The organism is Pedobacter polaris (assembly GCF_005116505.1).
In the GTDB taxonomy this organism is placed as follows: Bacteria; Bacteroidota; Bacteroidia; order Sphingobacteriales; family Sphingobacteriaceae; genus Pedobacter; species Pedobacter polaris.
Window position 1 is genome coordinate 898,769 of the sequence record NZ_SWBR01000001.1, and the last position, 12,569, is coordinate 911,337.

Genomic DNA, 12,569 nt, shown 5'->3' on the forward strand with positions numbered 1-12,569 from the left:
TAGTCCCGAGATTCTTTTAAACACTTGCTAGTGTTTCGGCAGCTAATCCTCAGCAACGGTTATTTTTGCTAAAGTCACGTTTAAAAAGCGTCTTACCATTCCACTCAATATAGTCGCCCGATACAATCAAATATGGATGATTAGGCGAATACCCTGCGCTGCGGCTTCTAACAATTATTTTATCGTTAACTTTCAGGCTATTTAACTGCTTAAAATCCTTCGGACTAAATTGCATCATGTACTCTTCGCCATTGATTTTGACTATCAGCCATTTTATTCCTGATGATTTCCCGTTGCGCTGAAAAGTAACAGAGGTTACTACGGCCTCCATATTGCTGAAAGCGTCCATGTACTTCCTTATTTTATCATGACTGGCATGCACTTTTTTACCTTCAGCAGAAACCGCCCATTTTTTGTACTTTATACCATCAGGAGAAGCTTCCCATTTTTTCTTGTCCTCTACTATACGGGCTTTCCTTTCAGCAGTAGACAAGGGCTTTGTGGATGGCTTAGTTTCATTTTTAATTTCACGATTAGCGAATACTAGTCCGCTCACCACAACCAGCGATAAAATCAGCGCATAGCTGACAGTTCTTTTATTTTTCATATCCTTTCAAATTGGTTCAACGAATCTAGTTTGATATTTTCTGACTGCGTAATTTAGATTGTAAATAAAAATGTAAACTTTGTAAATAAATCGTAAATAGTACCGCAATCGTCAGTCCTTGGCTCATCCGGAATGAAAATCAGGCGTTTCTTATCCGCCATCTTTGACCGCCATAGCTTAGCGCTTTGCCAAATTAGCATTTCTTTTTGTTTTTGGTGTGACCACCAAACCATACTACTACTTTTAAACTCCGGAGATAATAGCTATGAAACTTGCTATATCAGCTCTGCATGTCCCCCTCTGGAGGGGGCAGGGGGAGGAATGAAGACAAGTATCCTTTTTCATTGTGGTTGGTGTTATCACCAAGCCCACTCACTACCTATAGGAATTTCATACATTTGAATAGCATTCCTAACCTTAGCCCTCCACTCATGGTTGGTTTACAATGTGGGATGTATTCAAAACCTTATTATGATACAAAAGCTACTTAACCTTCTAATTTCAGCACAGCTAATAGGATTTGGCTTGTGGTGTATTTATTACTGTATACGAATTGGTAACAGTTTTGTTAACCGGTTTGATATTGTTGTTACTTTCATCACACGTATTGTTGGCATATTGTTCATACTACAAATAGTCTTTACGCTATTAAATGGTTTCTTCTCTGCAAGCGAATATGAACAATTTGCACTTGCAAATAGAGGATTTGGTCCTTACTGGTTAGAATTTTGGTTGATGTTCCTTATTCCACTGCTATGCACCCAGCTATTATGGATAAGGAAATTGCGGAGCATGAGATATGCTAGGTTAGCTATGGGCCTTTTTTTGATTGGAATTCAGTCAATTGAAAAGTTAATCATTCTAATAGCATCATCACAAAGAGACTTTATTCCTGGCAGTGTACAGAATGCCTTTGTTTATGAAATGGCATCTAATAATATCTACTTGCTTTTGATATTCTTCGTATTTAACTTTATTGCTTACCTCATCGTGCGCCAATATCATAAGCTTTCGAGTCAGAATGTCTAACGCATTTTTCTTTTGTGTTGGTGTTATCACCAAACTACTCTACTAACTACTTTTATGGTACCGTGAGAACACCGACCATAGGGGAAAAGATTGCGATCTTAAAAAAGACACCGGTTTCAAGCTCTTTTGTATTCTAGCGTGTCCGTTTATATCTATATGTCCAATTTTACGAAATAAATGAACAGATGATGATTTTATGTTCATTTATTTTATCCTTTTCCACAACGTGTTCATTTTTTTTAAAAAAATGAACACGTTGTGCTTATATGTCCACCTGCTATGTGTATATTTGTTTATAATTCCAATATTATCGAAAAACTGAACATATGCCGTACGATAGAACACAGCCTTTTAACGATCTTCCATTTCTACCTCCACTTAAAAACATGGAAGAAGATGTTGAAGTGATGAAGAAACTCGTTGCTGCTTCCCGTGCTCTCGCAACTACAAATTCCAGTATCCATAGGCTTCCAAACCCTACCATGCTCATCAATACCATTGCACTTCAAGAAGCGCAAACCTCTACGGCAATCGAGAACATATTCACTACAGAAGACGAACTTTACAAGGCGGTTTCAGAAACTATTCGGGAAGAAAATATAAAACCAGCTACAAAGGAGGTACTCCGCTATCGGGAGGCATTATGGGAGGGATACCACATCACCCAAGAGAAAGGGAAGATGGATATGGAAAGCATCATTAGCACCTTTAGACAGATCAAGAACTCTACGGCCGGAATTAGGCCACCACAGACACTTACCGTAATTAGACGAGGGCAAAGCGAATTCAGATCGGGTGAGGTGGTATACACTCCTCCAAGGGGAGCGGGCATCATAGAAGTTAAAATGGAAAACCTAATCGAGTACCTCAATGACGATGAGAAGTATCCGACAGACCCAATGATCAAAATGTGCATCGCTCATTACCAGTTTGAGGCCATACATCCATTTTCTGATGGAAACGGCAGAACAGGCAGAATATTAAACCTTTTATATCTAGTGAACAAAGGACTGTTGAGACAGCCGGTACTATATCTTTCCAAGTACATCATGATCAACAAGGACGACTATTATCATCATTTGAGCGGAGTTACCCAAAGGGAATCGTGGAAGCCATGGGTCATGTACATGTTAGATGCTGTGGAAAAAACAGCAGAGTTGACCAATCAATTGATCACAAGTATTCTTAACCAAATGGAAGCGACACTTGCCCATGGCAAAACAACTATCAAATGGTACAACAAGGAGGTAAACGAGACGATCTTCAGCCAACCTTACATCAAACCAAAATTTATCGGAGAAATCTTGGGCATTACCTCTAGAACCACATTAACCAAATACTTTGGCGAACTCGTTTCTGCTAAAATCTTGAGCCCAGCTAAAGACGGAAAAGAGGTATATTACATCAATGATGATCTTGTTCAAATTCTGAAGGGCTAAAGCAGGATTGATGATCGAATAGAATTGCCATATTTTTTTTATCACACTTGTAATGGTACGATGATAACACCGACCATAAGAAAATGATGATCAAATGCTATCTTAAATTGGCCTCTGTAAGATAAGGACTATTTGCCATGCAACCCAGCCTATCCCTCCTAGCACTAATGAAGTCAGAAATAATCTATAAATGATTTTACCAGTTTTACCTTTTGGTGGAGTAAATAATAAATCTTGTAATTCTAGCATATATAAAGTTAAGAATCCGCTGTAAAACAAACAATAGGTTTCTCAAAATAAGAGACAAAAAAACCAGCAGTTATGTCTAGCTACTAGTTAAGTATGTGGTGGTGGACATTTTGGAAATCTAGAACCACTTCTTGGCCGATTTGCGTTAGATCGCTGATTTAGACTTATAAATTAATACTGATTCCGCACAAAAAATAAAAAGGGCAGGCCTTTAAGCGGCCTGCCCAATAGTGACTATATCAAAGTCAAGTTTCGTAGGCAAGCTTGATGCTTGCCTGGAGCGTTACAAAAGCAGGCTTCTCAGTCTGGATTTCCTTTTTCAATTCTTTCAGCTTCTTGCCCAGGAACCGCACCTTCACCTCGTTGTACAAAATCTCATAGGCAGTGATCTGTCTTGAAAGCTCTTTCAACAGGCAATCATAGTTCCGATACATCGTTTCCAGTTCCCTATTATAATCTTCTGCCTGCTGTAAACAACTGCATTCTTTTTGCCCGTCACTCAACAACCCTTTCATTTGCAGCAAAGCATCCCTTAAACGCTCATGCCTCTTTTTGCTAATGGCCTGCATTGTTATTGAAAGTATTGAGACAGATCAGTAAAACCGCCTGATAAAACTGTACCTCTGGCCGGGCTTGTTATTAATGTTCTGCTGTCACGCAGTACTAAAAGCTTTGATTTGCCGGCTTCAAAATTAAGATTGCCAAATCGTCCCAGGTTAGGTGTAAGCGGAAACCCATTTGTCAACACCAAGTTAACATAGGGTACCTGAGTGGTGCCTTTTTCGAAGATATCGTAACTATAGCTATAGCCAGCGGGTATTGGTGGAAGTTCAATGGAGTTAAATGTACCATCTTTAGCCAGGGTAAACCTTATTTCTGGACTGGTTTTTACTGCCGCTGCGTTACTGGATGGCATCTTTGTATAAAATACCATATCAATGTCCACGCCTTTGAAATTTGCCGGAAACTGGGTTTCGAATTTAGCACTGATCATCATGTTGGCCGGATTTGCTGGAGGATCTAGCTTTACATTATCAACGATCTTTATTCCATCGAAAAAGAAGTTGAGATTCTGTTGTTGAATGTCAGATACTATTGTTTTTTTTAATAAAACGGTACTTTCACCTTTTTTTCGAATCTGGATTTCTCTAGAAGTGCCTTTATCTATTAAAATAGAAGATCGGCTATCTACTGCTCCGCTTTTAGAAAGGATGATATTTCCATCCAATAAAAATTCAAGCTCTCCGGTTAAGGCATACCCCTTTATAAGTAAAGAAATGGCCTGATCATATACTTTTACGCCATCATAAAACACGGTAAAATTTTGAATAAAGGGGCTGGATGAAAGTTGTTTAGTTTGCAATATTTCTGAACTTCCTTTTTTTCTGATCTGAAATGTTGCCCCCTCCTCTTTTATTAAAAGCCGGGTATCAATTGTTATATTATTACCCGAGGTGGTTAAACTGGTAGCGATAACACTGTCTTTATAAACATATTCCAAATCAACGTATGAGCTTCCCCGGATTTGCAACTTAATAACTTTATCCGGATCGGGCTGAGCGAGCTCTTTTTTACTACAAGAGATAGTCAGCGCTACAAAAGCGCTAAGAAAGACTAGCATAAATATTTTATGTTTCATGATATTAAAAATTATAGTTTAATGAAAGGCTGTAGGTACGGCCAAATTTTTGATTAAATCTGAGTTGATCTCCATCTTCAAAATTATCGGTAAAACCCGGTTTTAATTGTTTAGCATTAGTATAGTCACCACTTCCGGCAACAAAATCCGGGTTCTTTTCATAGCTACCTCTGTTGATATAATAAGTAGATGCCTTGTTAAGTAAGTTGGCGGCGTTCAGTTTCACTTCAAACCTGCTTTTTAAAAACCTGTAGCTTACCTGTGCATCTATCTGTGCTCTCGGCTTTTCATATTCAATTTCATCCTGATTTAGCCCTACGATGTATGTTTTACGTCCGGATTTATTATAGGCTACATTAAAACCAAAATGGTTTGACGTGTATTGCAACCCTGCATTGATAAGGTATGGTGCCTGCCCATACATTGATCGGCTTTGTTTAGTTTTTACCAAAATATCTCCAAGCTTAGGATCAGGATTTTTTGTTTTGTAGTAGCCAACAACGCTTGATCTTTGTAAGGTTAAGTTTCCATATACCGTAAGGTTTTTGATCAATTGATTAGCTGTAAGAAAGCCTAAATTTTTGCGCATTTCAAATTCAAGTCCATACACCTTGGCGTGGTCTGAATTGCTTAAATAAATATCCCCGTCAAGCGTTAGGGTTACCAATTCGGTTGGCTTATCAAAATGTTTATAAAATGCACCCGCAGAAATAATTTCACCTACTCCCGGAAACCACTCTGTTTTAAAATCGTAACTTTTTATTTTGGTGCTTGCAAGGCCTAGGTTTCCAAAATTGGCGTTAAGCGGGGCGTTATATCTAAAAAACTGACTGTTATCAAGCAATTCTGGCCGTACCACGCTACGGGATGCAGCAAGCCTGATATTTAACTCGCTTATTGGGCTGTAGGTTAAATTTGCCGAAGGTATCCATTGCCACTTCTTTTCTTGAGGTAAAGAAAATGGCAGATTACCCTTTTTTTGATTAGTTCCGTTTTTTATTTCTGTATAGCTGTAATACTCGCCCCTAAGGCCCCAAACCAACCTCAGTTTTTCGGCTAGGCGGTTATCTAACATCAGGTAGCCGGCATGACTAATACTTTTACCTTCATACATATCTATAAACCATTGATTTATAGTATAATTATAACCATGTGCGCCCATATTTTCAGGCTTTAATTTCTCACTGATCGGCAGGTAAGTTAAGCTGTCAGATATATTGATGTGATTACCTAATGTCGCGATCTGCCAGTTAAAGCTTCCTTTTTTATGGATGCCGAAATATCCTGTTTTAATACTATTTCGTAGCGGGCCTATATTAAATGGCAGCGATGCGTCTAGCCCTCCAGAATAATGGGTTTCCTGGTTATCGTAATTATGGCGAGACGAAGGTTTGATATAACCTTGATTAATTTGATCTGTAATGTAAAAGTAGGCATACTCTTTTCCAAACAGTTTTGCTCTCTGCTCGGCTATACCTATGTCTTTTTCTTTCCTGTCTACTCTTGTTCTGCTAACGTTCCATTCCAATTTTACTTTATCCAATTGGTGCTGGCCGCTAATTTTATTCTGTAAAAGATTAGTAAAAGTGGGGTCGTCAACTTCTTGTATTCTATCGGGCATTAAGCCCTTACTTAAAAAGTCATTCCCATCCTCTTCGCTATAGCCTGTTGTTCTGGTGAGGGCATTGTCATAAAGGTGGGTGTAAGTATTCCGTAAACTAAAACGGTGCTGACCAACCTGCAAACCAACATTTAACAAGCCACCCAAAGTTGTATTAAAACGATATGACGAGCCATAATTATTAGCTTTAGGAGCCCAACCAGATCGGTATTGATCAAAATTATTGATAGCTTGTGTGTTGCGATAACTAAGCGAAGCGGTAAACCCAAGCTTAATTTTCTTTGCGGTATCTAATCCAAACAAACGCCCTATGGTAAACTGGTAATTTTGCGATGGCGCTGTTTTATATTTGTATACTGTAAAATTATCTACCGTAAATTTTTTACTTAGGGCGTCCAATTTGGCTTGATATTGTTCATTGCTTAAAGTAGTATTGGGGGCGGTAGTACGGCCAGTATGTTCCAGGTTTGTTGGGAAATCCCGTCGCCCATCATCAAACCCTAGGTAGTCATACTTCCCTCTTTGTTTGCTAAAAAAATCTTTGCCGGTACTTTGATCATTGTATGAGGTACCTGCCGTAAAGCTCATAAAATCTTCTGCCGGGATATCTTTGGTGCTGATTTGAATTAAACCCCCGCCAAAATTTGCATTCATATCCGGAGTTACGGTTTTGCTTACCACTATGTTGTCTACCATGTTGGTAGGAATCAGGTCAAAAGAAAAATTACGGGTTTGTCCTTCGGTACTAGGTAGTGCTATTCCATCCAATTGAGCGGCGTTATAGCGTTCGCCAATACCACGTACCAATACAAATTTATTATCAACAGTACTTACCCCGCTGATGCGTTTTAAACTTTCGCCAATGTTTTTGTCGGGGGTTCTAGATAGCTGATCGGCGCTTATACCGTTGCTAATCTCAGAAGCATTTTTCTGTTTAGCTAAAAGGCCTGCGGTAGTAGCTTTTTTATAGCCAGAAGTTACCACCACTTCCTTCAGCCCTCTAGCATCAGGTTTCATCGAAATGTTCAGTGGTGTATGCTTATCTTCCGTTACTACAACTCCCGTGATCCTTTGCGTTTGAAAGGAAATATAGGTAATTTCTAAGGTATACGTTCCGGGTTGAGTATTAAGAATATAACTACCATCAACACCAGACTGTGCACCAGCACCGGTTTCTACAACCCTAACGGATGCCCCGGGCAACGCTTCGCCCTTTTCATCCAGTATTTTACCAGAGATCCTGCCGGGCTTTGGTGGGACTGGTTTGGCCTCAATCACTATAAATTCATTTACCAATTTATAGCGAAGATTGGTGCCCGAAAGGATATTGACAAGGGCATCTCTGACGGACATTTGCGCTGTTGCCAGCGTTACCTTTTTGTGTTCTCCATCAAACAACTGGTTAAACAAGGTAAATTTGAAACCGCTTTTAGTCTGTAACTGGATCAGGCTTTCTTTAACGCTTGCCCCTTTTAGGTTCAGGCCAACTTTTACTTCATTTATATTCTGGCTTTTTGCTGTACCTGCAACCAGCACACCTGCGAAGGTGACCTGAATAACAAGCATTATAAATGAGCATTTCATCAGGAAGATAAATTTATTCCAAAGCCCCTGATGAAAAATGCCGGATGTAGCTGTGAATAATAGATATGAGGCATAATACTGTTTTAAGATAAATTCATGGGCAGAACCGGGTTCTGCTGTTTTTTGTATAAATTTGAACATTGACTTTTTTGTCTGTATGGCATATTAAGTTAATTGCCCGTAAGGTTATCCTTGCGGGAAGACTGCTTTAAGCCAGCTGTCGTCGAAAACTTTGGCTTAAGGTTAATCTAATCAGGTCTGTTCCCGGCTTCCGGGAGCAGATTTTTTTATATTTGAGCTATTTAGGCATTCAGGCCTCCTTTTCTCTGTGTGTTCATCGTTGTCCTATTATAATCTGATCTTTACTGATCTTGTATTTTAAGCCGGTAGCTGCTGTAATGGCATCTAGTGCTCCGTTTATTGATGCTTTGCCATTGATCGTAATGCTTAGCTGGTAGGCGGTTAATTTGGGGTTGGTGATAACGATCTTAATATTGTACCATCTCCCCAAGTCTCGCGCTATTTTATCCAGGCGTGCGTCTGTAAAGGCCAGGGTTCCATTTTTTAAGTTTCTCACCTCCTCAATAGGTATAGCCGAGGTTTCCGTACTGTTATCTGAAGGGTTCCAGCTAACCATTTTCCCAGGTGTGAGCATAGCAAGTGAGGTTAATGTGCTGTTTTCTTTACGCCCAACGCTTACCCTGCCTGTGGCTACAGAAACAGTTAACAGCTGACCCTTAAAAGCCTCGATTTTAAAAGAGGTACCCAGAACCTGGGTCTGTACTTTGCCGGTTTGGACTATGAAAGGTTTTTCCGGGTTGTGACTGATTTCAAAAAAAGCTTCTCCCTCCAAAGAGATTTCCCTTTTTGTGCCCACAAAACGTTCAGGATATCGTATCCGGCTTTCCGCCCCGAGATATACCACACTGCTGTCTGAAAGCGTAAGGATAGTCCGCTTACCACTCGGATTAAATTTTTCGATCATAGCAACCTGCTGAACTTCCACTTTGCTGCGCTTTTCCCGATTTAAGAAATAAAATCCAAAACTTGTAACCAGTATCACCGCTGCGGCATAACCGATCCATGATTGGCGAAGCATAGCTAACTTACCAGGCTTTTTTCCGCCCTGCTTTGTTAAACGATCTTGCCATTCGGCTGCTACACCATCCTCTGCTTTTTCGGGAGCAAAATCCTCCCAGTCTGCCATCAGCAATTCTTCCAGTTCCTTGCGACCCAGCGGAGTATCGATATAGGGCAAAACTTTCTTCAACTCTTCCGGGGTACAGCGATCCTGGATATACTTTTCTAACAGTTCTTTCATTTGCGATGGTGGCCATTAACAAGCCCCTCTACTTATGAAAACGTAAGATTCGCAATCAGGTACTAATGCAAAATGAAATTATTTTGAAATAAATTGAAAAGAAGGGTGTTGTAGAAAAATGAATGCGATAACTGCAAGCGAATTCTTAACAGGAGGAGGGAAAATAAATTGTTATAAAAACAAAGAAAAAACAGCTATGAAACCATAAACCAGGTCGGTATGGGGTTGCATGGTGTAGCGAAGCGTATGCAGAGATGCCCCAATATGTTGCTTTACGGTACTCACCGAAAGATTTGTTTCTTCCGAAATCTCTTTGATAGTTTTCCCTTGTTGGCGGCTAAGTTCAAATACTTTCCGGCGCTGTGGGCTTAACAGTTTCAGGCTTTTATCATAAATCTGCTGTAGTTCTAAAGTATTGTACTGATCTTCAAGGCTTGCGGTGCTGGGATGCTCAAAATCAGTTTCCTCAATTGCAATAGTTTGCAGGGCTTTTTTTCGCTTATGATCAATAATGGAATTTTTTATGGCCCGGAACAACCAGGGTGATAATGAACTGTCTACTTGTAGCATGGTATGTTTTTGCCATAAGCGCATCATAATATCCATTACAATTTCTTCGGCAAGTTCTGTATCAGCTATACGGTTGGCGGTATATTGCAAAAGCTTATTGAAATGACGGTCAAACAATGTATTAAATACCTGTTCTTCCCCATCTTTCCATCTTTGCAGTAACACACTATCCGGTAAATCTTTAAATGCCATTATCTAACCAGCTTTAATCAATGCAAAAATAGTTTTAAGCTGATAATGAAAGGTTAATTTTATGTTAACTTATGATTATTTAGCTGAGCCGCAACCCATAATAGTCTACGCTCGATTTTGGGGTTTATAATCGCTACATTATCCTTGAATACCAGCTGATGTTTGACGGGTTTCACATCGAACCATAAGGCCGAGTGATATTGTCCAAGGCATTCTGTTCATTAATAAAATTTAGAACCAAAAAAAACTTGACAAGTTCAGAATTATCTGACTTGTCCAGTGTGGTGGTCCCGACGGTAATCGAACTCTCCCGATAATACCATTATATATCAACGTTTTACGGACGGTTTTTTTGGCGACTCAACGAATTCCCCATTGCCCTGACGTATAATCTGACTGTTTTTGCTTCTATGTAAATATACGAAAAGCGCAAAAATAAACAAGGTGTTCTTAAAGATTATATGATATTGTAGCTCCTTTGCAACTAAAGGGGGCACGCTAAAATAACCCTTTTTGACCGTTTATTTTTAAACCCAAGTTATAGAATTTATTGTCGGCCTCATCGAAATGTTTTAGAATTATTTTATGTTCAATCTTCCAATATTTTACTAGCGACTTAATGTAATTTAATCGTTCATCAATTATTTTAATCTCATCATTATATAATAGAAAATTACTTATCTCTGGTGGTTCGACGTAAAGTAAATCCAGCCATTGTGATCCTTGAAATTTTTGTCTCAAGTCCATTAATAGTCTACCCAAGGCATTCTGACCAGTATAATGTTCGTTGTTACTGTCCGGTATGGCGCCCCAAAAATTATCCTTACTTGAATTTTCAACTAAATACTTCGATCCTGTACTATTTAATACCTCGCCAAATGATAGTATATTTTGAGCAAGTTTTAAGTTGACACACCATTTCATCACCTTTATACGAACATCCTCCCAATCTGGCCTACTATCTATTTTATGAGAATTACTAAGCATTTTAACATGCATTGGACTGATTTCATTTATTAATTTAGCCTGAATGTCTGGTCTGTGTGGGAAACGGCACGCCTGATAGAGTGCTTCAGTAGTTTTAATTGAGACATTGTTAACTTTAATTGGAAAACCAGAAGCCATATTTGACAACTGACCATGCCTTTCATTATTTTTTTTGAAAATGCAACTTTCAGATAATTTGTAAACTCTTAAATCCGTATCCTTAATAATATATTTCATGTTAAAAACAAAAAACGTTAAGTAAATTCGCGTTTAAATAAAGGTTGCCAACCATTATGAGGATACCAGAATAAAAGCGGAGTATTAAATGGAACGTTTCTCCAAGTAAATATCATTGTTCCAAATCCAAAACTTACATCATCATAAAGACCATAACCGAGAGGTCTAGCTCTAACATTGTCATTTGGGATAAAGTTATAACATTCGATGCTTTTTTCAAGAACTATTAATTCATATCTATTTCTATTTTCTGCGGAACTAAATAACTCCTCGTCTACTGGCTTATCTAGAGAACGAAAAGTAATTTTGTTCAAATTATATCCACGATCATTAATTTTCTTCTCTATTTGTTCTTTGCAACTTTTTATGGATTCCGAATCACTTTGAATTGGAAATAATAAATTTAAATTGGAATTTGGCTCATCATAGATATTGTTAACAACAAAATTTGTATTCCAAACGTAGTGCACGTTTTTGATGTCCTTTTTACCCATTGTAAAATACAATCTGTTAGCGAGCTTGTTACTGCTTCTTGTATGCGTCGCAAGGTATGCAAAAACGAGATGAGCATCATTTTTAATATATTCTTCATAATTTGTTCTACCATTTTCGTTAGTTTGGTTGAACCAGCCTGTTTTTTGGTCTGTTAAGCCTTTTACAATAGTTTCACCTGTACACAATACATCATCTAGATAAATTATGTATTTAGGGGATTTGGCATTACACTCGTCCAAACTTGTGGAGTATTCTTTCTTTAAAACCTCGTTTAGAAACTCCAATAACATAGGTTGGCTTTTCCCTTGGGGTTGATTGTTAATAAAATATGAGTCGGCCATAAATTCTTTAACCGAACCACATTTATGCATCTCCGTTAAGTATTCAATCATATATTTTACATAAGTTCTGCCACCTTCCTTGGATAAATAACGCTTCTTTAAAATGTGGATAGTCTCGATGAGAACAAATTCTCGATCATCCTCATTGAATTGAGTGATCCAGGCCTTGACTCTTGCAACAGTCATAAAGCCTTCGTCTTCTCTGTGGTCTTTTATGAGTTCATAAAGTTCATTTATCAATATTTCCATGTTGAGATT

11 protein-coding genes are annotated in these 12,569 nt (G+C 38.6%); 2 read left to right on the top strand and 9 right to left on the bottom strand.

Features of this window, described 5'->3' with window-relative positions; translation table 11 throughout:
- Nucleotides 1-49: 49 nt before the first annotated feature.
- Nucleotides 50-607 carry a hypothetical protein gene (locus FA048_RS04015; RefSeq protein WP_136838916.1) on the bottom strand — a complete coding sequence of 186 codons (558 nt, stop codon included), beginning with the start codon at nucleotides 605-607 and terminating at the stop codon, nucleotides 50-52.
- A 471-nt stretch (nucleotides 608-1,078) separates the two neighbouring features.
- Between FA048_RS04015 and FA048_RS04020 the strand changes: the two genes are divergently transcribed.
- Together FA048_RS04020 and FA048_RS04025 are read left to right on the top strand one after the other, a co-directional pair.
- The gene (locus tag FA048_RS04020) at nucleotides 1,079-1,636 is read left to right on the top strand and encodes a hypothetical protein (RefSeq protein WP_136838917.1); all 558 of its coding nucleotides are present in this window, start codon (nucleotides 1,079-1,081) and stop codon (nucleotides 1,634-1,636) included.
- A 386-nt stretch (nucleotides 1,637-2,022) separates the two neighbouring features.
- Nucleotides 2,023-3,075, top strand: a complete 1,053-nt coding sequence (locus tag FA048_RS04025) for a Fic family protein (protein ID WP_136838918.1) — start codon at nucleotides 2,023-2,025, stop codon at nucleotides 3,073-3,075.
- Between the two features lie 102 nt (nucleotides 3,076-3,177).
- Here FA048_RS04025 and FA048_RS19805 read toward each other — a convergent pair whose 3' ends face one another.
- The 8 genes from FA048_RS19805 to FA048_RS04060 form a co-directional block, all read right to left on the bottom strand.
- Nucleotides 3,178-3,324, bottom strand: a complete 147-nt coding sequence (locus tag FA048_RS19805) for a hypothetical protein (RefSeq protein WP_205943415.1) — start codon at nucleotides 3,322-3,324, stop codon at nucleotides 3,178-3,180.
- A 245-nt stretch (nucleotides 3,325-3,569) separates the two neighbouring features.
- Complete coding sequence (locus FA048_RS04030; RefSeq protein ID WP_136838919.1) at nucleotides 3,570-3,893, bottom strand: hypothetical protein; 324 nt, start codon at nucleotides 3,891-3,893, stop codon at nucleotides 3,570-3,572.
- A 2-nt stretch (nucleotides 3,894-3,895) separates the two neighbouring features.
- Nucleotides 3,896-4,963 (bottom strand): hypothetical protein, encoded by a 1,068-nt coding sequence (locus tag FA048_RS04035; RefSeq protein ID WP_136838920.1) that lies wholly within the window; start codon nucleotides 4,961-4,963, stop codon nucleotides 3,896-3,898.
- 4 nt (nucleotides 4,964-4,967) lie between these two features.
- Nucleotides 4,968-8,309, bottom strand: a complete 3,342-nt coding sequence (locus FA048_RS04040) for a TonB-dependent receptor (RefSeq protein ID WP_136838921.1) — start codon at nucleotides 8,307-8,309, stop codon at nucleotides 4,968-4,970.
- Between the two features lie 193 nt (nucleotides 8,310-8,502).
- Entirely contained in the window at nucleotides 8,503-9,489 is a 987-nt protein-coding gene (locus FA048_RS04045; RefSeq protein ID WP_136838922.1) for a FecR family protein, read from the bottom strand.
- Between the two features lie 171 nt (nucleotides 9,490-9,660).
- Nucleotides 9,661-10,251 carry an RNA polymerase sigma factor gene (locus FA048_RS04050; RefSeq protein ID WP_136838923.1) on the bottom strand — a complete coding sequence of 197 codons (591 nt, stop codon included), beginning with the start codon at nucleotides 10,249-10,251 and terminating at the stop codon, nucleotides 9,661-9,663.
- 498 nt (nucleotides 10,252-10,749) lie between these two features.
- Nucleotides 10,750-11,475 (bottom strand): NADAR family protein, encoded by a 726-nt coding sequence (locus tag FA048_RS04055; RefSeq protein WP_136838924.1) that lies wholly within the window; start codon nucleotides 11,473-11,475, stop codon nucleotides 10,750-10,752.
- Nucleotides 11,476-11,492: 17 nt separating this feature from the next.
- On the bottom strand, nucleotides 11,493-12,560 hold the full coding sequence (locus FA048_RS04060) for a phosphoribosyltransferase-like protein (RefSeq protein ID WP_136838925.1): 1,068 nt from the start codon (nucleotides 12,558-12,560) through the stop codon (nucleotides 11,493-11,495).
- Nucleotides 12,561-12,569: the final 9 nt, after the last annotated feature.

Excerpts from the sequence above, each read along its gene's own strand:
- FA048_RS04035 (WP_136838920.1), bottom strand. The coding sequence starts at position 4,963 with ATGAAACATAAAATATTTATGCTAGTCTTTCTTAGCGCTTTTGTAGCG.
- FA048_RS04050 (WP_136838923.1), bottom strand. The coding sequence starts at position 10,251 with ATGGCATTTAAAGATTTACCGGATAGTGTGTTACTGCAAAGATGGAAA.
- FA048_RS04025 (WP_136838918.1), top strand. The coding sequence starts at position 2,023 with ATGGAAGAAGATGTTGAAGTGATGAAGAAACTCGTTGCTGCTTCCCGT.
- FA048_RS04040 (WP_136838921.1), bottom strand. The coding sequence starts at position 8,309 with ATGTTCAAATTTATACAAAAAACAGCAGAACCCGGTTCTGCCCATGAA.
- FA048_RS04020 (WP_136838917.1), top strand. The coding sequence starts at position 1,079 with ATGATACAAAAGCTACTTAACCTTCTAATTTCAGCACAGCTAATAGGA.
- FA048_RS04060 (WP_136838925.1), bottom strand. The coding sequence starts at position 12,560 with ATGGAAATATTGATAAATGAACTTTATGAACTCATAAAAGACCACAGA.
- FA048_RS04045 (WP_136838922.1), bottom strand. The coding sequence starts at position 9,489 with ATGAAAGAACTGTTAGAAAAGTATATCCAGGATCGCTGTACCCCGGAA.
- FA048_RS19805 (WP_205943415.1), bottom strand. The coding sequence starts at position 3,324 with ATGCTAGAATTACAAGATTTATTATTTACTCCACCAAAAGGTAAAACT.
- FA048_RS04055 (WP_136838924.1), bottom strand. The coding sequence starts at position 11,475 with ATGAAATATATTATTAAGGATACGGATTTAAGAGTTTACAAATTATCT.
- FA048_RS04015 (WP_136838916.1), bottom strand. The coding sequence starts at position 607 with ATGAAAAATAAAAGAACTGTCAGCTATGCGCTGATTTTATCGCTGGTT.
- FA048_RS04030 (WP_136838919.1), bottom strand. The coding sequence starts at position 3,893 with ATGCAGGCCATTAGCAAAAAGAGGCATGAGCGTTTAAGGGATGCTTTG.